General features: G+C 51.4%; 18 protein-coding genes. All 18 read left to right on the top strand.

All coding sequences use genetic code 11. The features are described 5' to 3' along the window. Positions 1 to 38 precede the first annotated feature (38 nt). The 18 genes from N24_RS16575 to gap all read left to right on the top strand — a co-directional run bounded on the left by N24_RS16575 (position 39) and on the right by gap (position 20,650). A complete protein-coding gene (locus N24_RS16575) occupies positions 39 to 500 on the top strand; it encodes a hypothetical protein (RefSeq protein WP_096456073.1) in 462 nt (153 codons plus the stop codon). Positions 501 to 663: 163 nt separating this feature from the next. Then, on the top strand, positions 664 to 1,926 hold the full coding sequence (gene coaBC, locus N24_RS08565) for a bifunctional phosphopantothenoylcysteine decarboxylase/phosphopantothenate--cysteine ligase CoaBC (protein WP_096456071.1): 1,263 nt from the start codon (positions 664 to 666) through the stop codon (positions 1,924 to 1,926). Between the two features lie 107 nt (positions 1,927 to 2,033). Next, positions 2,034 to 3,257 (top strand): methionine adenosyltransferase, encoded by a 1,224-nt coding sequence (gene metK, locus N24_RS08560; protein ID WP_096456069.1) that lies wholly within the window; start codon positions 2,034 to 2,036, stop codon positions 3,255 to 3,257. Between the two features lie 26 nt (positions 3,258 to 3,283). Next, the gene (locus tag N24_RS08555) at positions 3,284 to 5,335 is read left to right on the top strand and encodes a primosomal protein N' (protein ID WP_096456067.1); all 2,052 of its coding nucleotides are present in this window, start codon (positions 3,284 to 3,286) and stop codon (positions 5,333 to 5,335) included. 149 nt (positions 5,336 to 5,484) lie between these two features. Further along, positions 5,485 to 5,994 (top strand): peptide deformylase, encoded by a 510-nt coding sequence (gene def, locus N24_RS08550; protein ID WP_096456065.1) that lies wholly within the window; start codon positions 5,485 to 5,487, stop codon positions 5,992 to 5,994. Positions 5,995 to 6,013: 19 nt separating this feature from the next. Continuing rightward, positions 6,014 to 6,961, top strand: coding sequence for a methionyl-tRNA formyltransferase (gene fmt / locus N24_RS08545; protein ID WP_096456063.1), 948 nt, complete (start codon positions 6,014 to 6,016; stop codon positions 6,959 to 6,961). Beyond that, the gene (locus N24_RS08540; protein ID WP_167382072.1) at positions 6,958 to 8,433 is read left to right on the top strand and encodes an RsmB/NOP family class I SAM-dependent RNA methyltransferase; all 1,476 of its coding nucleotides are present in this window, start codon (positions 6,958 to 6,960) and stop codon (positions 8,431 to 8,433) included. The genes fmt and N24_RS08540 overlap by 4 nt, the downstream gene beginning before the upstream one ends. 910 nt (positions 8,434 to 9,343) lie before the next feature. Beyond that, on the top strand, positions 9,344 to 10,003 hold the full coding sequence (gene rpe, locus N24_RS08535; RefSeq protein WP_096456061.1) for a ribulose-phosphate 3-epimerase: 660 nt from the start codon (positions 9,344 to 9,346) through the stop codon (positions 10,001 to 10,003). Further along, entirely contained in the window at positions 10,004 to 10,990 is a 987-nt protein-coding gene (gene ribD, locus N24_RS08530; protein ID WP_096456059.1) for a bifunctional diaminohydroxyphosphoribosylaminopyrimidine deaminase/5-amino-6-(5-phosphoribosylamino)uracil reductase RibD, read from the top strand. Then, complete coding sequence (locus tag N24_RS08525; protein ID WP_096456057.1) at positions 10,991 to 11,629, top strand: riboflavin synthase; 639 nt, start codon at positions 10,991 to 10,993, stop codon at positions 11,627 to 11,629. Positions 11,630 to 11,640: 11 nt separating this feature from the next. Beyond that, entirely contained in the window at positions 11,641 to 12,909 is a 1,269-nt protein-coding gene (locus tag N24_RS08520; protein ID WP_096456055.1) for a bifunctional 3,4-dihydroxy-2-butanone-4-phosphate synthase/GTP cyclohydrolase II, read from the top strand. A gap of 13 nt (positions 12,910 to 12,922) precedes the next feature. After that, positions 12,923 to 13,402 carry a 6,7-dimethyl-8-ribityllumazine synthase gene (gene ribH, locus N24_RS08515; RefSeq protein WP_096456053.1) on the top strand — a complete coding sequence of 160 codons (480 nt, stop codon included), beginning with the start codon at positions 12,923 to 12,925 and terminating at the stop codon, positions 13,400 to 13,402. A gap of 87 nt (positions 13,403 to 13,489) precedes the next feature. Next, positions 13,490 to 14,071 carry a PH domain-containing protein gene (locus N24_RS08510; protein ID WP_096456051.1) on the top strand — a complete coding sequence of 194 codons (582 nt, stop codon included), beginning with the start codon at positions 13,490 to 13,492 and terminating at the stop codon, positions 14,069 to 14,071. Between the two features lie 7 nt (positions 14,072 to 14,078). Beyond that, positions 14,079 to 16,160 carry an excinuclease ABC subunit UvrC gene (gene uvrC / locus N24_RS08505; RefSeq protein WP_096456049.1) on the top strand — a complete coding sequence of 694 codons (2,082 nt, stop codon included), beginning with the start codon at positions 14,079 to 14,081 and terminating at the stop codon, positions 16,158 to 16,160. An 18-nt stretch (positions 16,161 to 16,178) separates the two neighbouring features. Further along, positions 16,179 to 17,108, top strand: coding sequence for an RNase adapter RapZ (rapZ, locus tag N24_RS08500; RefSeq protein WP_096456047.1), 930 nt, complete (start codon positions 16,179 to 16,181; stop codon positions 17,106 to 17,108). Positions 17,109 to 17,124: 16 nt separating this feature from the next. Then, the gene (locus N24_RS08495; protein WP_096456045.1) at positions 17,125 to 18,153 is read left to right on the top strand and encodes a gluconeogenesis factor YvcK family protein; all 1,029 of its coding nucleotides are present in this window, start codon (positions 17,125 to 17,127) and stop codon (positions 18,151 to 18,153) included. 9 nt (positions 18,154 to 18,162) lie between these two features. Then, the gene (gene whiA, locus N24_RS08490) at positions 18,163 to 19,146 is read left to right on the top strand and encodes a DNA-binding protein WhiA (RefSeq protein ID WP_096456043.1); all 984 of its coding nucleotides are present in this window, start codon (positions 18,163 to 18,165) and stop codon (positions 19,144 to 19,146) included. Positions 19,147 to 19,645: 499 nt separating this feature from the next. Beyond that, positions 19,646 to 20,650 (top strand): type I glyceraldehyde-3-phosphate dehydrogenase, encoded by a 1,005-nt coding sequence (gene gap / locus N24_RS08485; RefSeq protein WP_096456041.1) that lies wholly within the window; start codon positions 19,646 to 19,648, stop codon positions 20,648 to 20,650. The last annotated feature ends 111 nt before the right edge of the window (positions 20,651 to 20,761 follow it).

The following is a 20,761-nucleotide window of genomic DNA, read 5'->3' as shown; positions in this document are numbered from 1 at the left end:
AGTGACCTATAACTTCACACATTTTTTGATCACCCAAAGTGTGCATTGCTGCACCTTGGGTGATTTGTGTTGTTGCCCTGGTGTGCACGCATTCGAAAATTGAAGAATCGCTTGAGTGGTTGGAAACTCAGCCTGCTTCTTTAAAAGCTTGGGTCAAATTAGTGCGGAAATACCTGTTTGCCCCGTTGGATCGTGCTTGGCAGCGCAAGACCAAACCAGGAGACCCAGAAATCACATTTTCGACGTTTGTGGGTCTCCTGGTTTGGTATATCGATCTCAATACCAAACACAGAGACCCAGCATTTAAGTTTTTGAAGATTCTGGGTCTCCTGGTTTGGTCGCACTCAAATTTAAGCCCTTATCCTGAAAAGTCATACCTTTCCAGAAGCGCTTTTAACGGGTTTTCAAGGGCTCGTGCATACAAATACCCATCTAAGAAAACTCATGTCCTTAAACAAGCGATAAACGCTATCGCGTATTTTCATGCCATCAGTTTTTAGCTTTCTGGCAAAATAGTGTCAAAAATCTGCACCGGTCGGAGATGCAATATGATCGTTCACTAGCGAGATTGACCCAAGTCGGGTGCACGCATTCCAAAATTGAAGAATCGCTAGAGTAGATGGGAACCCAGCCTGTTTCTTTAGATGAAGGATTGTTGTGCCCGTGACTTCTGTGTCTGCTTCTAATTCGCCCCGTAACGTTGTTGTTGGTGTAGCAGGAGGTATTGCGGCCTATAAGGCGTGTCATATTGTGCGTGCTTTTAAAGAAGCCGGCGATAACGTGCGGGTTGTGCCCACTGAATCTGCATTAAAATTCGTGGGTCAAGCAACGTTTGAGGCATTGTCGGGCAACCCGGTGTCTACCACAGTGTTTGATGCGGTTGATAGTGTGCAACACGTCAAAGTTGGCCAGGATGCTGATCTGATCGTGATTGCTCCAGCTACCGCTGATCTTATGGCACGCGTTGCAGCCGGTCGCGGTGATGATCTGCTTGCAGCAACACTGTTGGTGGCTACATGTCCGGTTGTTGTTGCACCAGCGATGCATACTGAGATGTGGTTCAACCCAGCGACGGTGGAAAACGTCGAAAAGCTTAGGCGGCGGGGGATTACCGTCATTGAGCCTGCCCATGGACGGCTGACCGGAAAAGACACCGGCCCGGGCCGACTCCCAGATCCGGAGCAAATTGTAGATTTGGCTAATGCTGTGCATGCTGGCGCACGTCTGCCAAGAGATTTAGAGGGGAAGAAAGTACTCATCACCGCTGGTGGAACCCATGAACATATCGATCCAGTCAGGTTTATTGGCAATAGTTCTTCTGGGCGTCAAGGTTTTGCCCTGGGGGAAATCGCAGCACAACGTGGCGCGGACGTAACCATTGTTGCAGGTTCTACAGCACAGCTTTCTACTCCTGCAGGGGCTGAGATTGTCTCTGTGGTCTCAACTCAAGAGATGTTTGATGCAGTTCAAGAACGCGCTAGCGACAGTGATTTTATCGTGATGGCTGCTGCAGTGGCTGATTTCACACCAGCGTCGCAGGCTACTTCAAAATTGAAGAAAGGATCCGACTCGGATGAAGATGCGCTCAGCACGATCAAATTAGTTGAAAACCCAGATATTTTGGCCACAACCGTTCACCGCAGAAACTCAGGCGAACTAGCCAACAATCCAATTATTGTGGGATTTGCTGCAGAAACAGGAGATCAAGATACGTCTGCCTTGGAGTATGCCCAAAAGAAGCTGGTGAAAAAGGGCTGTGATTTGCTCATGTGCAATGAGGTAGGAAAAGGAAAAGTGTTTGGCCAGCGACATAACGAAGGTTGGATTCTCGATGCCAACGGTGGCGTCGTGGAAGTGGAACACGGCAATAAAATAGAGGTCGCAGCGCAGATTTGGGATGCAGCTGTGGCATTTCGGAAGGCCTAGGAAAAATAGAACAGACCAGGCGCATTGCAGTTTTAGACAGCTTAGTCTATATTGGTTTTTTGTATTTAAGACTATTTAATCTCGACTTCTTCGAAAGAAGGGTATTTGTGGCTCAGCCAACTGCCGTCCGTCTGTTCACCAGTGAATCTGTAACTGAGGGACATCCTGACAAAATATGTGATGCTATTTCCGATACCATTTTGGACGCGTTGCTGGAGAAAGATCCGCATTCACGCGTGGCAGTGGAAACTGTGGTCACCACCGGAATCGTCCATGTGGTTGGCGAGGTTCGAACAAGTGCCTACGTTGAGATCCCACAATTAGTCCGAAACAAGCTCATTGAGATCGGCTTTAACTCCTCTGAGGTTGGATTCGATGGCCGTACCTGCGGTGTGTCTGTTTCCATCGGTGAGCAATCACAAGAAATCGCCGATGGTGTAGATAACTCCGATGAAGCACGTACCAATGGTGATGTCGAAGAAGACGACCGCGCAGGTGCAGGCGATCAAGGTTTGATGTTTGGCTATGCCACCAATGAGACCGAAGAGTTCATGCCTTTGCCAATCGCTTTGGCACACCGTCTGTCTCGTCGTTTAACCCAGGTGCGTAAAGAAGGCATCGTTCCACACCTGCGCCCTGATGGAAAAACTCAGGTTACTTTTGCTTATGACGAACAAGATCGCCCTGACCACCTAGACACAGTGGTGATTTCTACCCAGCACGATAGAGAAGTAGACCGTGCATGGTTGGAAACCCAGCTTCGTGAGCATGTCATCGACTGGGTAATTAAGGACGCAGGTATTGAAAACCTAGTGACCGAAGACATCACTGTCTTGATTAACCCTTCAGGCTCATTCATTTTGGGTGGACCAATGGGAGATGCTGGACTGACCGGTCGCAAAATTATTGTGGATACTTATGGTGGCATGGCCCGCCATGGCGGTGGAGCTTTCTCCGGTAAGGATCCAAGCAAGGTTGACCGTTCCGCTGCGTACGCTATGCGTTGGGTAGCTAAAAACATTGTTGCAGCAGGTCTTGCTGATCGCGCAGAAGTTCAAGTTGCCTATGCAATTGGTCGCGCGAAGCCCGTTGGTCTTTATGTGGAAACCTTCGACACCAATAAAGAAGGACTGACCGATGAGCAGATCCAGGCAGCAGTGCTAGAAGTCTTTGACTTGCGCCCTGCAGCTATTATTCGTGAACTTGATCTTCTTCGTCCTATCTACAGCGGTACAGCTGCATACGGACACTTTGGTCGTACTGATCTGGATCTTCCGTGGGAAGCGGTTGATCGTGTCGATGCACTTCGTGAAGCCCTTAAGTTGGCATAAAAATCTGATGTAGTATCTTCGGATTCATGGCAAAAACCCGCGTCCCCGCTCCAGAGAAGTCGGTGGCGCGGGTTTTACCGTTGTTGGGACTAGCCCATCTGGATCGACTTTTTGATTATCGCATCAGTGACGATCAGCATGACGACGTTCAACCTGGTGTTCGGGTTCGGGTTCGTTTTGGTGGACGTTTAGTTGATGCCATTGTGGTTGAGCGAACTACGCATTCATCGCATGAGGGAAAACTAGTATGGCTGGATCGAGTGATTTCACCGATCGTTGTGTACCCAGCACAAACAGCGAAGTTGATTGAGCACCTCAGTGACCGGTACGGAGGTGTGCGTTCTGATTTGATCCGCTCAGCCATACCGTCGCGGCACGCAGGTGCAGAAGAGGCAGATACCTCAACTAAGTGGGAAGATCTGGGAGAAGTTAAAGAACCTGATTTATCCTCCTGGTCTGCTTATCAGCATGGTCAATCTTTTGTGGATGCGGTTCTTGCTGGAACTACGGCACGGGCAGCGTGGCAAATAGCACCTGGTGATGATTGGGCGATGGCACTTGCTGCACTGGCCGTTAAAGTTGTGAAAGACGGCGGTGGGGCGCTACTGGTTGTCCCAGATCAGCGGGACGTGGATCGTCTCGAGACATCTCTACGCACCTTGGTTTCAGCGAAACAAATCACGGTGCTTAATTCAGGATTGGGGCCGCAGGCGCGTTATCGGCGTTTTTTATCTGTTCTAAGCGGTCAAGGCCGACTAGTCATTGGCACCCGAAGCGCTGCTTTTGCACCAGTCAAAGATTTAAAACTCGCGGTTATCTTAAATGATGGTGACGATAATCTGGTTGATCCCCGAGCGCCGTATGCACATGCCAGAGAGGTATTAACCACTCGGTCGAGTCTGGAAGGATGCTCGCTGATCATCGCGGGTCATGCCCGCACGGCAGAAGCACAACTGCTGGTGGAATCAGGATGGATGCATAATCTCATTGCTGCCAGAGAAACAGTACGAACCCGCATGCCTCGTGTGCAGGCAGTAGGTGATTCTGATTTCCAACTTGAACGCGATCCGATGGCTCGATCAGCGAGATTGCCGGGTATTGCGTTTCAAGCGGTACGCAGTGCCTTGGAGCGCAACCAGCCAGTATTAATCCAGGTACCGAGGAAAGGTTATGTGCCCACGTTGGCATGTGGGAACTGTCGCACACCTGCGCGGTGTAGGCACTGCAATGGTCCTTTAGGTTTGCCACAAGGTAGCGCAGAGTTAGCAGGAGTTCCTACTTGTAGGTGGTGTGGACGTCTAGATTCCCGGTTTAAGTGCCAAAGCTGTGGTTCACCGAAGCTTCGTGCAGTGGTGTTGGGATCAGAACGCACAGCAGAAGAATTGGGCAGGGCATTTCCTTCAGTTCGGGTCATTACTTCTGGCGGGAACAAAGTAGTGGACACCGTGGAAAATCGGGCCAGTATTGTGGTTTCTACTCCCGGTGCAGAGCCGTATGTTGTCGGCGATAAGCACCAAAGTTCCGAAGGAAAAGCAGCGTATGGTGCTTTGTTGTTGCTTGATACCTGGGCGTTGATGGGCAGGCAAGATCTTCGAGCAATGGAAGATACATTGCACAAGTGGGCTGCGGCTGCCACATTGGTGCACTCTCACCTCCAAAAGGGACATGTCATTGTGGTTGCCGATCCCTCGTTTCCCGTGGTGCAATCGTTGATTCGGTGGGATATGGCCGGTGCTGCGGCAAAAGAATTAGAAAGCCGACGTGAAGTTTTGTTTCCACCATCTGTCCATATGGCTGCGATTGATGGGGCAACAGCAGCATTGGAAAGTTTTCTTGAATTGGCAGAACTTCCTGCCCATGCAGAGGTATTAGGACCTGTTGATTTACCGCCTGGAGTGAGTTTGCCTGGTGAATATGATGAACAGCGTTTTGGGCCTGCCCAGCGTTTGCTTATTCGTACACCTCTAGGGCCTCGATCTGAATTGGGCAAAGCGTTGAAAACCGCCCAAGTAGCTCGCGCGGTACGCAAGAATGATTTGCCGTTGCGTATCCAGATGGATCCCATCCATATCGGATAATTGTGCAGCTCAAGCACCTTACCCAGGTGGTGTCCCAGGTGGGATATAAGATAGGTTAAAAAGATTGTTCGTCTCTGTTAAGCACTGCGTAGCACCGTATGTTGTTGGCTAGGCAGGGAAAAATTTAGCTAAGGAGTTTTCCTACAACCATGGCTGTTCGTGAAGTCAGATTATTTGGTGATCCCGTTCTTATTAGTCGGGCCGATGAGGTCGTGGACTTCGACGATGCACTGTCCACTCTCGTTGATGACATGTTTGACACCATGGAGGACGCAGGTGGAGTGGGCCTGGCAGCGAACCAGGTGGGTGTTCTCAGGCGCGTGTTTGTTTTTGATACCTCTCACCAAGAAGGCGGCCTGCGCGGCCATGTGGTTAACCCAGTGTGGGAGCCTGTGACAGAAGATACCCAAACTGGTAACGAGGGCTGTTTGTCCATCCCAGATGTCTCTGCACAAACAACGAGGTATGAAACAGTGCGGTTATCTGGACAAGACCGTGATGGAAACCCTGTGGGATTTGTAGCTAATGGATTGTTAGCACGCTGTATTCAGCATGAAACTGATCACCTAGATGGCGTGCTGTTTTTAAAGCGCCTTGATTCAGCGGAACGTAAAGCAGCCATGGGTGTTATTCGCGCATCTGCATGGTTTAACAACTAATGAAGGGAAAGGGCACTTCATGCGCCTAGTTTTTGCCGGAACTCCAGAACCTGCAGTGGTGGCACTGCAAAAGCTTATTGATTCTGACCATGAGGTTGTTGCTGTCCTAACCCAACCGGATGCACGTCGGGGTAGGGGGCGGACGCTTCATCCTTCGGCGGTTGCAGAGTTGGCACAGCAACACGGGATTGAGGTGCTCAAACCTACGTCGTTAAAAGCAGATTCTGAAGATGGGCAGATGATTCGCCAGCGCCTGCAAGAGTTGGCTCCTGACTGTTTGCCAGTGGTGGCGTATGGGCAGTTGATCACTAAGGATTTGCTGGATATCGCACCGCACGGTTGGGTGAATCTGCACTTTTCTTTGTTGCCGGCGTGGCGTGGGGCAGCACCTGTTCAAGCCTCCATTAGAGAGGGCGATCAGGTCACAGGTGCCACAACCTTCCGTATTGATGAAGGCCTGGATACCGGTGTTATTTTGTCCACCATTGAAGATGAGATCCTGCCCATTGATACAGCCGATGATTTACTCACTCGCCTTGCTTATTCCGGTGCCGACCTGCTGGTAGACACCATGACGGGATTGGAACAAGGCACAATCACTCCGCGTGAGCAGCAAGGGGAGGCCACTTACGCGTCGAAAATCACGACTCAAGATGCGCAGATCGACTGGTCGAAGCCTGCTGAGGTCATCGATCGGCACATCAGGGCGCACACCCCAGGACCTGGTGCGTGGACAACGCTTGTCGACGACCGCCTCAAGCTCGGCCCCATCCACCTTTCAGGCGAGGGCGAGGTAGAAGAGCACTTGGCGCCTGGCGTCATTGTGGCGCAAAAGAATTCGGTTGTTGTGGGAACGGGGACTATGCCAGTAGTACTTGGGCAGATTCAGCCACCGGGTAAGAAGATGATGAATGCAGCCGATTGGGCGCGTGGTGTCCAACTTGAACAGGAAGCGAAATTTCAATGAGCCTTGAAAAATCTGGCGGATTCCGCTCCAGGACGCCCAAAGCTAAGCAGGCACCCAAAAAACAGGCGCCGAAGAAGCAAGCACCAGCAAAGGGGCGTGCGGGAGGAAACCGTAAGCCCCCTGCGCAGGCTAGGGAATTGAGGGCTCTGGGCGTCGATAAGCCTAGGGAAATTGCGTTTGAGGTGCTTGACCGTGTGCGCACCGATAAGGCCTACGCCAATTTGATATTGCCCAGGTTGTTGAGCAAGCATCATCTGTCTGGTCGTGATGCGGCATTTGCTACTGAAATTACCTACGGCACGCTGCGTAATGTGGGGCTGATCGATGAGGTGATCAAGGCAGCCTCTGGCCGTGAACTAGGCGATATTGATCCGGAAATCCTGGATGTGTTGCGCCTTGGCGCTTATCAGGTGTTGTTCACGCGCGTCGAGGATCACGCAGCCGTAGATACATCGGTGAAAATGGTGGGTGGTTTGAAGAAATTTCAGGCCACTGGTTTTGCCAATGCGATTTTGCGTAACATCACCCGGAAAACCCCCGAGCAGTGGCTGAAGGAATTGGAGCCAACTGAGGAAATCGCTCGGGTTGCATTCCGGACCGCGCACCCACGGTGGATTGCCAAGAGTTTCTCCCAAGTCCTGCCCAAGGACGAATTAGAGCAGGCACTTCGAGCTGATTCGGAACGTCCCGTGGTGCATTTAGTAGCCCGACCAGGTGAAATCAGTGCTGAAGAATTAGCGTTGATTACCGGTGGGGAAGAGGGAAAGTATTCTCCTTACGCGGTATATCTTGACGGTGGCGACCCAGCTGATATTGAGCCAGTCAAGGAAGGCTTAGCTGCTGTCCAAGATGAGGGCTCCCAGCTTATTGCACGCGCATTGGTAGAAGTTCCAGTTGAAGGCACCGATGGTGGTCGATGGTTGGATATGTGTGCAGGTCCTGGTGGTAAAGCTGCATTGATTGGTGCGTTGGCGCGGATGGATCGTGCAACCGTCGATGCTGTTGAGGTATCTGAACACCGTGCCCGTTTGATTGAAAAGTCAGTGCGTGGATTGCCAGTGAAAGTGCAAGTCGGTGATGGCCGAAACATTAACTTAAAAGACGGCTATGATCGTGCGCTAGTGGATGCACCGTGTTCTGGTTTGGGTGCACTGCGACGTCGTCCGGAAGCGCGGTGGCGCAAGCAGGAAAGCGATATTGCAGAGTTGAATACTTTGCAGTTTGAGCTTTTAGAATCGGCAGTAAACAAGGTTCGTTCAGGTGGCGTAATTGTCTATTCCACCTGTTCACCTGATCTGCGCGAAACCCGAAACATTGTGGATAAAGCCCTGAGTTCTTTGAACGTTGAAGAGCTTAATGCCGGGGAGTTTATGCCAGGCATGACAGATACCGGTGAAGAGAAATCAGTGCAGATGTGGCCTCACCGTCACGGCACTGATGCCATGTTCGTGGCAGTGTTGCGGAAAAAGTAGCTCACACGTCTCGGCTAGGGTTTTCGGGACTTTTCTTCCCGATTTGGGTCAAATTAGTGCCGGAATAACTGATTGCCCCGTGTGGTTTTAGGTGTTTACACACTAGGCAGCATAAGACCAAACCAGGAGACCCAGAAATCACGTTTTCGACGTTTGTGGGTCTCCTGGTTTGGTGTATCGCTCTCATTACCAAACACAGAGACCCAACATTTAAGTTTTTGAAGATTCTGGGTCTCCTGGTTTGGTCGCTCTCACATTTGGGTGAGACACCTGAAAGGTCATACCTCCACAGAAGCGCTTTTAACGGGTTTTCAAGGGCTCGTGCATACATAAGCTCATCTAAGAAAACTCGTGTCCTTAAACAAGCGATAAACGCTAACGCGTATTTTCACACCATCAGTGTTCAGCTTCTTGGCAAATTAGCGCCGTAATCACCAGTGCGTTGGTTGGGTTAGACGGTAGATTCTTGGCCGGCTTGAGTACGGTCACTGCGTGATACTGGTATTTGTTCGGGGCGGTTTCTAAAACTTGCATATCAGACCAAATCCATAGGGATTAAAAGGATTCTTGGTCGCCAGAGCAAATTCGAAGGCCTGGATACCGTCACATCCGACCAAAAGTTACTTCGCAATAAGCAGTTTTGGTCGCCAGGCGAAGTACGGTGCACAACTTCAAAGAATAGGCCAGAAAAAGTGGTCCCACAGATTCGCGTGTAAAGCCCCAAAAGACCCCAAGGGATATAAATAGTCATCTCCAAAAATCAAAGCTCTTAAATCGCCGATAAAGATCAGCGACAAAACCCTTCGCCGGGGGATTAAAAACACTGTGGAAGTCAGGTGTTGCGCTCGAAGTAGCTCACACCTGCCCCTGTGAGCTAACCCAAGTGGTCAAGGGGGCTATGATTTAGGGCATGGCACAAAGCACTCCTAAAATCGCCCCTTCCATTTTGGCCGCTGATTTCTCCCGCTTGGGGGAGCAAGTTTTAGCTGTTCCAGATGCTGATTGGATCCATGTTGACATCATGGATGGTCATTTCGTTCCCAATTTGAGTTTTGGTGCGGACATCACAGCTGCGGTTAATCGTGTGACAGACAAAGAACTCGATGTTCACCTGATGATTGAAAACCCGGAAAAATGGGTAGACAACTACATCGATGCCGGTGCTGATTGCATTGTTTTCCATGTTGAGGCCACCGATAAGCATGTTGAATTGGCTAAATACATCCGATCCAAGGGCGTGCGAGCTGGTTTCTCTTTGCGCCCAGGCACTCCGATTGAGGATTACCTTGATGATCTTGAGCATTTCGATGAAGTAATCGTGATGAGCGTTGAGCCAGGTTTCGGCGGTCAAAGCTTCATGCCTGATCAATTGGACAAGGTTCGTACATTGCGCAAAGTCATTGACGAGCACGGTTTGAACACTGTCATTGAAATTGATGGTGGCATCAGTGCGAAAACCATTAAACAGGCAGCTGAGGCTGGTGTGGATGTTTTTGTCGCTGGCTCTGCCGTGTATGGCGCGCAAGATCCAAACCAGGCAGTCCAGGAGTTGCGAGCTCTCGCACAGTAAATGGATATCGCGCACGCTTTAGAACTAGCCCACCGCGCATCAGAGCAGGTTCGAGGCACAACCAGCCCTAATCCGCCGGTGGGTGCAGTTATTTTGGATTCTGCAGGCGAGGTTGCAGGTGTCGGTGCCACCGCACCGCCGGGAGGCCCGCATGCCGAGGTCGTTGCGTTGCAGGCCGCCGGGGAGCGCGCCAAAGGCGGCACGGCGGTGGTTACTTTAGAGCCGTGTAATCATTACGGCCGCACGGGCCCATGTTCTAAGGCGCTTGTCGACGCCGGGATCCATCACGTGTTTTACGCCAACGCGGATCCGTTCCCCTCAGCTGCTGGGGGCGCTGACTTTTTAGTGGAGGCGGGCGTCGAAACGCATTTTTTAAATCAGCCAATCAGGGCGTTGCAGCCATGGTTGGAGGCCACAGTGTTGGGCAGGCCGCATGTAACACTGAAGTTTGCCTCAACTCTTGATGGTTTTGCCGGTGCCACCGATGGGACGAGCCAGTGGATTACCGGAGCAACTGCGCGCGCTTTTGTCCATGAAGATCGCAGTAAAAGAGATGCCATCGTAGTGGGCACGGGCACGGCGATTAGTGATAATCCTTCTCTAACAGCACGTACCGATGATGGTCTGTACCCGCATCAACCGCGCCGTGTTGTGATTGGCTCTCGTGAGATTTCCCCAGACTCTAATCTTGCCGAACTTGGGTTTGGGCAGTATGCGGGAATACCGGAAGCGTTATCGGCGCTGTGGGATAGTGGATGCAGAGATGTTTTGATTGAAGGTGGGCCCACCTTAGCGGCCGCAGCACTGCGCTTGGGAGTTGTTGATCAAATTCAAGCCTATGTAGCTCCCGCACTGTTGGGTGCTGGAAAATCCGTGCTGAATTGGCCACAGGCAACCACCATGGCTGAGATCATGCGCTTTGAAACTACCGCTGTCAGGCAGCTCGGTGAAGACATTTTGATAGAAATGAAAAGAAAGGACCACTAAATGTTCACAGGAATTGTTGAGGAGCTCGGCTCTGTTGCAGGTGTGGAACATCTAGGTGATTCCATCCGGATGCAGATCGCGGCATCCACGGTGTTAGAAGACGTCCACTTGGGCGATTCCATTTCTGTCAATGGCGTGTGCTTGACTGTTGCATCTTTTGGTGATGGCCATTTCACCGCAGACCTCATGCAGGAAACCCTCGATAGAAGTTCATTGGGCGCATTATCGACAGGCAGCAAGGTTAATTTGGAACGAGCCATGGCAGCTGGTGGCCGTCTTGGTGGGCACATCATGCAAGGTCATGTTGATGCCACCACAACCTTGATCAAACGCACCAGTTCGGAAAACTGGGATGTTTTGCGCTTTGAGCTTCCCACAGACCTCGCGCGTTATGTGGTGGAAAAAGGTTCCATCGCGCTCAATGGCACATCCTTGACTGTGTCATCTTTAGGTGATGATTGGTTTGAAGTGTCCTTGATTCCTACCACCTTGCGTGAGACCACACATGGGGAACTTGCCGTGGGCGATATCGTAAACATTGAGGTAGATGTGATTGCCAAATATGTCGAGCGAATGATGCTGCCAGGTTTGGCAACCGAAAACACTCCCGATGGCAACACCGGATTGACGAAAGACTAGGTTTAGACAACGTGAGTGAAAACGTGCGGGCACACAGCCAATTAGATTCTGTTGAAGAGGCAATAGCTGACATCGCTGCGGGCAAGGCAGTGGTGGTTGTTGATGATGAAGATCGGGAAAACGAAGGCGACATCATCTTCGCTGCTGAACTTGCCACCCCAGAATTAGTCGCCTTCATGGTGCGCTATTCCTCGGGATATATCTGCGCACCTTTAACAGCAGAAGACGCGGATCGGCTTGATTTGCCACCCATGACCGCACACAACCAAGATGCTCGCGGTACGGCATACACAGTCACTGTTGATGCCAACACCGGCACAACAGGTATTTCTGCGACTGATCGTGCACACACTTTGCGTCTGCTTGCAGACCCTGATGCCAATCGGACTGATTTCACCCGCCCAGGCCACGTCGTGCCACTTCGCGCTCGCGAAGGAGGCGTGCTGGTGCGTGCTGGACACACAGAAGCTGCAGTCGACCTAGCCCGTGCTGCCGGTCTACGCCCAGCAGGTGTGATCTGTGAAGTAGTCAGTGAGGATGACCCCACTGGCATGGCACGACTGCCAGAGCTTCGACGTTTCTGCGATGAGCACGATCTAAAACTGATCTCCATTGAGCAGCTGATTGAATGGCGACGCAAAAACGAGATCTTGGTTGAACGTCAAGTAGAAACCGTATTGCCAACTGATTTTGGAAACTTCCGCGCAGTTGGTTACAGGTCGATCATTGACGATACGGAACTCGTGGCCATTGTGGCAGGCGATGTCGCATCCGATCGTGGCGAAAATGTCCTGGTTCGAGTCCATTCTGAATGCTTGACTGGCGATGTTTTTGGGTCCAGGCGTTGTGATTGCGGGCAGCAACTCCATGAGTCTTTGCGCATGATCCAAGAAGCAGGTCGGGGAGTAGTTGTCTACATGCGTGGACATGAAGGCCGCGGAATTGGTCTATTGGCCAAGTTGCGTGCATATCAACTCCAAGATGAAGGCGCCGATACCGTGGATGCCAACCTGGCACTGGGACTTCCTGCTGACGCCCGTGAATTTGGCACCAGCGCGCAGATCCTTTATGACCTCGGTGTGCGATCGCTCAACTTGATCAGCAACAACCCTGCAAAAAAGGTCGGTCTGGAAGGGCATGGGATTTCCATTGCCAACCGGACTCCCATTCCAGTAGCAGTGCATGAAGACAATGTTCGTTACTTGAAAACCAAGCGTGATCGCATGGGGCATGATCTTCCCGATGTCGCCCAGTGGGAACAAGAACACCCAACCAGTTAAAGGAATTAAGAAAATGGCTAAAGAAGGATTGCCTGTTGTTGAGCTACCTGATGCCAGTGGGCTTAAAGTAGCAGTTGTTACTGCACGCTGGAATGCAGAAATTTGCAACCGCCTGCACCAACGCGCCGTTGATACAGGCACGGCTGCGGGAGCAACGGTTAGCGAATACCGTGTGGTGGGCGCACTAGAGCTGCCTGTCGTTGTACAAGAACTCGCTCGCACCCATGACGCGGTGGTTGCTTTAGGTTGCGTTGTTCGCGGTGGCACACCCCACTTTGATTATGTGTGCGATTCCGTCACAGAAGGCCTCACCCGCATTGCGCTTGATACCTCCACTCCCATCGGCAACGGTGTGCTGACCACAAACACTCAGGAACAAGCTGTAGAGCGCTCCGGCGGAGAAGGTTCTGTAGAGGATAAAGGTGCTGAAGCAATGGTCGCTGCGTTGGACACCGCCCTGGTGCTTTCTCAGATTCGGGCTACTGAGGGTTAGACTGACAGAGTTAGACTGTTTTCAATAGGTTTTTAACCTGTCAGGCTGCGCGCCACCACTACTTAAGTTCTAAGGATTTGTGAAATCGTGACAACGAACGCCCCCGACGGAGCAACGAACAATATCAACAACGCACAATCGGGCGCTGTCGGGAAGCCAAAGGCACAACTCAGCGACGCTGAAATTCAGGAATACACTGCGGCTTTTGCCGACACCACTACTACCAAACCGTGGGAGCTTGTGGTGACTACCAAATTCTTGAAAAAGCTAGCATGGGTTGCCGTCGTGGTGATCATGGCTGTTCATATATTCATGGGTGCGGTTGTTGGTGTGGATTTCACCGGTGCAGCAGTGACCGTGATTGATGCGTTGGCATTCCCCGGTATCGGCATCATTATTTCCATCGTAGTGTTTATCGGGTTGACGCGTCCGCGTGTGCGTGCAAACGAAGACGGCGTAGAAGTCCGAAACTTCATTGGTACTCGGTTTTACCCATGGGTGGTCATCTACGGCATGTCTTTCCCCAAGGGCAGCAGCGTAGCTAGATTGGAACTTCCAGATTTTGAGTTTGTTCCCATGTGGGCGTTCCAATCCCGTGACGGTGAATCAGTGGTGAAGGCAGTTGCTACGTTCCGGGAACTCGAAAACAAGTACATGCCAGAGGACTAATTAAGCTGTGGCTGATCCAACAACCTATCGCCCGGCTCCAGGAACCATTCCAACGGAGCCGGGTGTTTATAAATTCAGGGACGAAAACCGGCGCGTTATTTACGTGGGCAAGGCTAAAAACCTGCGGTCCCGGTTATCCAATTACTTCCAAGACGTCACCCAATTGCATCCCCGCACGCGCCAAATGGTGTTTGCAGCTAATTCAGTGGAATGGACCGTGGTGTCCAGTGAAGTTGAGGCTTTGCAGCTGGAATATACCTGGATTAAACGCTTTGACCCGCGTTTCAATGTTAAATACCGCGATGATAAAACCTATCCCATGCTGGCTGTATCCACAGGGGAGAGGTTCCCGCGTGCCTTCTTCTACCGGGGTCCGCGCCGCAAAGGAGTCCGTTATTTCGGTCCGTATTCTCATGCCTGGGCGGTGCGCGAAACCCTCGATCTTTTAACCCGTGTGTTTCCCATGCGCACCTGTTCAAAAGGCGTGTTTAACCGCCATGAGAATTTAGGGCGGCCATGTCTATTGGGATATATCGATAAATGTGCAGCACCGTGTGTGGGGCGTGTGAATGAGGAACAACACCGTGAAATCGTCGACGGTTTCACCTCATTTATGTCAGGTCATACCGATAAAGTCACGCGCAAGCTGAACGCCGATATGATCGCGGCTGCGGAAGAGCTCGACTTCGAACGCGCCGCACGCCTGCGTGATGATTTAGCAGCGATCGACAAGGTCATGGAAAAGCAGGCTGTTGTCCTTGGCGATGGCACCGATGCAGACATTATTGCTTTTGCCACCGATGAGCTGGAAGCGGCTGTGCAAATCTTCCACATCCGGGGCGGTCGAATCCGCGGCCAGCGCGGCTGGGTTGTGGAAAAGCCCGGCGACTACGCCGAATTGCTTGTCGACGCCTCGACCCAACCCGAGGATCCTGCTTTGCCTTATTTAATGCAAGATTTCCTCGTGCAGTTTTACGGCGATGCTGTGGAACGCGCTGAAACTGAGGCTAAAGAAGATGCGGCGGTGATTGAGAGACGTGGCGTCGATAAGCATTCTTTTGAAGCGGAAGCACCAGTTACCCGCGCTTCGGTGGTGCCCCGGGAAATCCTCGTGCAAATAGCGCCCAATGAAGCTGAGCAAACCCTTAAACTCCTAGCGGAATTGCGGGGTGCGGGCGTGGATGCGCGCGTTCCCCAGCGCGGCGATAAGCGCGCGTTGATGGAAACCGTCGAGCGAAACGCCAAAGAACTGCTCAAACAGCACAAACTCAAGCGCGTTGGAGATTTGACGGCTCGATCTGCGGCACTCCAGGAATTGCAAGAAGCATTGGATATGGAGCAAGCTCCGCTGCGTATCGAGTGTACCGATATTTCCCATATTCAGGGCACCGACGTTGTGGCTTCTCTGGTGGTTTTTGAAGATGGATTGCCGCGGAAATCTGATTACCGCAGATATCGCATCAAGGAAGCTGCCGGCGATGGACATTCCAACGATGTGGCTTCAATCGCGGAAGTTACGCGTCGACGTTTCCTGCGCCACAACCAAGACAAATTAGCTGTTCCTGAGGCTGAAGAATTTGATGGTTCGACCTTCAGCGATGAAAAAGTTGAAGAGATGAGCACCGATGCTCGCCGCTTTGCCTATCCTCCGCAAGTATTCATCGTTGATGGTGGTGCGCCTCAGGTTGCCGCTGCGCAAGAAGTATTTGATGAACTAGGCATTGTTGATGTGGTTCTCATCGGCCTGGCGAAGCGCTTGGAAGAAATCTGGGTGCCCGGTGATCCAGATCCAGTGATTTTGCCTCGAAACTCCCAAGCCTTGTTCCTGTTGCAGCAAATCCGTGATGAAGCACACCGCTTTGCCATTACCTATCACCGCCAGCAACGCTCCAAACGCATGCGGGTATCGGAATTGGACAGCATTAAAGGCCTGGGGCAAAGTCGCAGGACTGAACTGGTGAAACACTTTGGCTCCGTGGCAAAACTTAAAGAGGCAACTGTGGAAGAAATTGCCCAAGTCAAAGGTTTCGGGCCAAAATTAGCGGAGTCTGTTTATCAAGGGCTGCACGCTGCCACGAGAGACAACTGAGATCGCTAGGATATAACCATGATTCAATCTACTGGGGTCACGCACACTGATCAGTCCGCACGAAAAGACAACGTGCAGTACAGGGAAAACTTCACCCCTGTCATTATCACAGGTATGTCCGGTGCAGGCTTGAGCACAGCAGCTCGGGTTTTAGAAGACCTAGGTTGGTACGTTGTTACCAACCTTCCACCACAGTTCATGATCGAATTCATTGATTTGTGCGCCAGGGAAAATTCTCCCGCAGATAAAGTAGCTGTGGTCTGTGATGTGCGGTCTAGGGAATTTCGTGGAAGTCTCCCCCAAGTGGTCACAGATCTTCGGGCCTTGCAGCTTGATCCCACGGTGTTATTTCTTGAAGCACGCGATGAAGTGTTGATCAAGCGATTTGATAATGTGCGCCGCACCCATCCTTTGCAGGGCAGCCAAACCCTGCAGGTAGGCATTGAACGAGAGCGCACCGTGCTGTCTTCTGTTAAAGAAGATGCCTCAGTTGTTATTGATACCTCTGATTTATCAGTGCATGATCTTCGTCGCGCAATTGAATCATCGTTCCGCACAATTGCCACCAGAACGCAACATGTGACCATTGAATCCTTCGGTTTCAAACACGGTTCCCCACGTGACGCAGACTTTGTTGTGGACGTGCGCTTTTTGCCAAACCCATTCTGGGTGCCAGAGCTACGGCCATTTCGGGGCGTGGATAAGCCCGTGAGTGATTACGTGCTCTCCCAAAAAGGAGCTGAAGAATTCCTCAAAAACTTTGTGGATATGCTCCAAGATATGCTACCGGGCTATCGCCATGAGGGAAAAAACTTCATCACAATCGGTGTCGGCTGCACCGGAGGACACCACAGATCCGTCGCCGTGTCTGAAGAACTAGCCAAAAGACTTGGGGAACAGACCAAATTAGATGTGTCTATAGTTCACCGTGACATTAACCGCCACTAAGAAAGGGGCAAATTAATTGACTACCCTGTTTGATGCCCCAGAAGACATCCCAGACGAACTGGAATCGCCAGCGCGACCAGAAATAATCACCAGCTTGGGTGGTGGGCACGGATTATTCCAAACACTGCGAGCAGCCAAGTTCTGTAGCCCAACAAAGATCAATGCCGTAGTCACAGTAGCTGATGATGGTGGATCTTCAGGTCGAATCAGGCGTGAACTTGGCCAGATTCCACCAGGTGATCTGCGCATGGCATTGGCCGCTTTAACTGCGGATGCTGAAGCCGGAGAGCTGTGGGAAAACCTCCTCCAACATCGGTTTGGTGGACACGGTGCTCTTGCTGGTCATGCCCTGGGAAATCTCATGATTGTGGCGCTAACAGACATCTTGGGCACCTCGCAGCATGCGCTTGATCAAATTGCAGAATTAGCTGGTGCACAAGGTCGTATTATCCCTGTATGTTCTGAACCACTTGACTTGGAAGCAGAAGTATCCGGATTAGACGAAGATGCTCGGGTGATGCGCCAAGTACGTGGACAGGTAGCGGTTGCAGCCACCCCTGGCCAAGTGCGACGTGTACGCATTATTCCTGATAACCCAGAACCGAATGCTGCTGCTATTGAGGCGATTTTGGATGCAGACCTAGTAACCCTTGGACCTGGGTCATGGTTTTCCTCCGTCATTCCACACATCCTGGTTCCAGAGGTAGTAGAAGCATTGGCTACGACAAAAGCCACCAAAACGGTCGTGCTGAATCTCACTGCTGAACCAGGGGAGACTGCTGGATTTTCTGCAGAACGACACATTCACGTTCTGAGGCAGCATGCTCGAGACTTAAAGATTGATCAAATTATCGTAGATACCAAAACGCTGTCGTCCCCGACGGAGCGAGATCACGTGGAAAGAGCAGCTCGCACCATTGGAGCTGAAGTATCTTTCCATGATGTTCAAGCTGAGGACGGACGAGGTCGATTCACCAGTGTCCATGATCCAGCGAAACTGAGCACAGCCTTGTTGGAAAGTTTTGCTGTCGCACGACGGCGTTAAGGAGTAGGAGTGTCACTAACAAGTGATATCAAACAAGAATTGGCGCAAGTCCAGGTAACTAAAAACAGCGTACGTGCGGCAGAAGTGTCTGCGATCCTACGATTTGCAGGTGAAATGCAGGCTGTAAGCGGCAAACTTGTTATTGAAGCAAATTTAGATAGTTTGCAAGCAGGCACCCGACTTCAGGAGTTTATCCAGGGTTTGTACAACACTTCGGTGGACGTGCACACCGTCAACCCAACAGGAAGTAGGAAAACTCCGCGTTACCTGGTTCGTATTATTGAAAATGCCGATGAGATTGCACGCAGGACGGGGTTGGTCACTCGCTCTGGATTTATCGTCAAAGGGTTAGCTCCAGCTGTTGTGAGCGGAACAATCAGTGATGCAGAAGCAGCGTGGCGTGGTGCCTTTTTGGCCAGTGGATCATTAAGTGATCCAGGACGATCATCCTCGTTAGAAGTGCTATGCCCTGGGCAAGAATCAGCGCTGGCGCTTGTCGGTTGTGCAAGGCGAATTGGGATTACTGCGAAGACGAAAGATTCACGAGGCTTTGACCGCGTGCATGTTCGTGATGCGGAAGCGATTGGTGCATTGCTATCCCGCATGGGTGCGCAGCGAACAAGGATGATGTGGGAAGAAAAGCGTCTCAAGAGAGAAAGCCGGACGCCTGCAAATCGTCTGGCCAATTTTGATGATGCCAACTTGCGTCGATCCGCGCGGGCTGCAGTTGCAGCAGCCGCCAGGGTAGAGCGCGCTATGAAGATCTTGGGTGATGATGTTCCTGAGCATTTGGCTGAGGCGGGACAATTGCGAGTACAGCACCGACAAGCCTCATTGGAGGAGTTAGGTCGTCTGGCGGATCCTCAAATGACTAAGGATGCTGTTGCAGGTCGTATTCGACGATTGCTCACCATGGCTGATAAGCGTGCGCAGGATTTGAAAATCCCCGATACTAATTCTGTTGTGACAGAGGACTTGTTGGAAGAAATTTAGAACATGTCTCGCCCATGACCAAGGTGGAAAAACGACCATCGAGTGGGCAGGAACACATGAAGCCAGTGTGAGTTGTGTCACACTGGCTTTAAATCTGAGACTTTGTTTTGTGGATTTTTGGAAGTGTTGTTCATTTCATAACTAGCCCCATTTGGGGGAGTCGTGGCGCGTGCGAACGATTTCAGGTTCGTTCCCTGCAAAAACTACTTAGTTGAAGTGTTGGAAATGCCCCCGTTTGGGGTCGGTACCTATTTTTGAATGTGTTTGGATGATTTTGAAACTGCTGCGAAATCTTTGTTTCCCGGCTAAAGTTGGGATCAGGTTGACACGGAGTTGACTCGACGAATTATCCAATGTGAGTAGGTTTGGTGCGTGAGTTGGAAAATTCGCCAACTCACCCTTGGCTCTGATCGCTTCGGCGCATTTGAGCGTTTAGCTTCTTGATCGACCTAACTGCTTTCCACATTGCATTTCCTACAATCTTTAGAGGAGACACAACATGACCATTCGTGTTGGTATTAACGGATTTGGCCGTATCGGACGTAACTTCTTCCGCGCAGTTCTGCAGCGCAGCGATGATCTTGAGGTAGTTGCAGTAAACGACCTCACCGACAACAAGACCCTTTCCACCCTTCTCAAGTACGACTCCATCCTTGGCCGCCTTGGCCAGGAAGTTGAATACGATGATGATTCCATCACCGTGGGTGGCAAGCGCATCGCTGTATACGCTGAGCGTGACCCAAAGAACCTGGATTGGGCTGCACACAACGTGGATATCGTCATCGAGTCCACCGGCTTCTTCACCGACGCCAATGCAGCTAAGGCTCACATCGAGGCCGGCGCTAAGAAGGTTATTATCTCTGCACCTGCAAGCAACGAAGACGCGACCTTCGTTTACGGTGTAAACCACGAGACCTACGACCCTGAGAACCACAACGTCATCTCCGGCGCATCATGCACCACCAACTGCCTTGCACCAATCGCTAAGGTACTTAACGATAAGTTCGGCATTGAAAACGGTCTGATGACCACCGTTCACGCTTACACCGGTGACCAGCGCCTGCACGATGCTCCTCACAAGGATCTGCGTCGTGCTCGTGCAGCAGCCGTCAACATTGTTCCTACCTCCACTGGTGCAGCAAAGGCTGTTGCGCTCGTGCTTCCAGAACTCAAGGGCAAGCTTGATGGCTACGCACTTCGTGTCCCTGTTATCACCGGTTCCGCAACCGACTTGACCTTCAACACCAAGTCTGAGGTCACCGTCGAAGCTGTTAACGCTGCCATCAAGGAAGCTGCAGTCGGCGAGTTCGGCGAGACCCTGGCTTACTCCGAAGAGCCACTGGTATCCACCGATATCGTTTCCGACTCCCACGGGTCCATCTTCGATGCAGGTCTAACCAAGGTTTCCGGTAACACCGTGAAGGTTGTTTCCTGGTACGACAATGAGTGGGGCTACACCTGCCAGCTTCTGCGTCTAACCGAGCTGGTTGCTTCCAAGCTCTAAACATTCACATCGTTAACTTAGGCGCTGTGCGCCTACAGTGATGTGTCATCCCAATAGCCCGGGGTGTGCCTCGGTGCACCCCGGGCTATTTTGTGTCTTTACATTATTACA

This window comes from Corynebacterium suranareeae (assembly GCF_002355155.1).
GTDB lineage: Bacteria > Actinomycetota > Actinomycetes > Mycobacteriales > Mycobacteriaceae > Corynebacterium > Corynebacterium suranareeae.
The sequence above is the reverse complement of the archived record's forward strand: the minus strand, read 5'-3'. Positions and strand labels throughout refer to the sequence as shown.

Coding starts and splice junctions, on each gene's coding strand:
- N24_RS08555 (WP_096456067.1), top strand. CDS start 3,284: ATGGCAAAAACCCGCGTCCCCGCTCCAGAGAAGTCGGTGGCGCGGGTT.
- def (WP_096456065.1), top strand. CDS start 5,485: ATGGCTGTTCGTGAAGTCAGATTATTTGGTGATCCCGTTCTTATTAGT.
- fmt (WP_096456063.1), top strand. CDS start 6,014: ATGCGCCTAGTTTTTGCCGGAACTCCAGAACCTGCAGTGGTGGCACTG.
- N24_RS08540 (WP_167382072.1), top strand. CDS start 6,958: ATGAGCCTTGAAAAATCTGGCGGATTCCGCTCCAGGACGCCCAAAGCT.
- rpe (WP_096456061.1), top strand. CDS start 9,344: ATGGCACAAAGCACTCCTAAAATCGCCCCTTCCATTTTGGCCGCTGAT.
- ribD (WP_096456059.1), top strand. CDS start 10,004: ATGGATATCGCGCACGCTTTAGAACTAGCCCACCGCGCATCAGAGCAG.
- N24_RS08525 (WP_096456057.1), top strand. CDS start 10,991: ATGTTCACAGGAATTGTTGAGGAGCTCGGCTCTGTTGCAGGTGTGGAA.
- ribH (WP_096456053.1), top strand. CDS start 12,923: ATGGCTAAAGAAGGATTGCCTGTTGTTGAGCTACCTGATGCCAGTGGG.
- rapZ (WP_096456047.1), top strand. CDS start 16,179: ATGATTCAATCTACTGGGGTCACGCACACTGATCAGTCCGCACGAAAA.
- gap (WP_096456041.1), top strand. CDS start 19,646: ATGACCATTCGTGTTGGTATTAACGGATTTGGCCGTATCGGACGTAAC.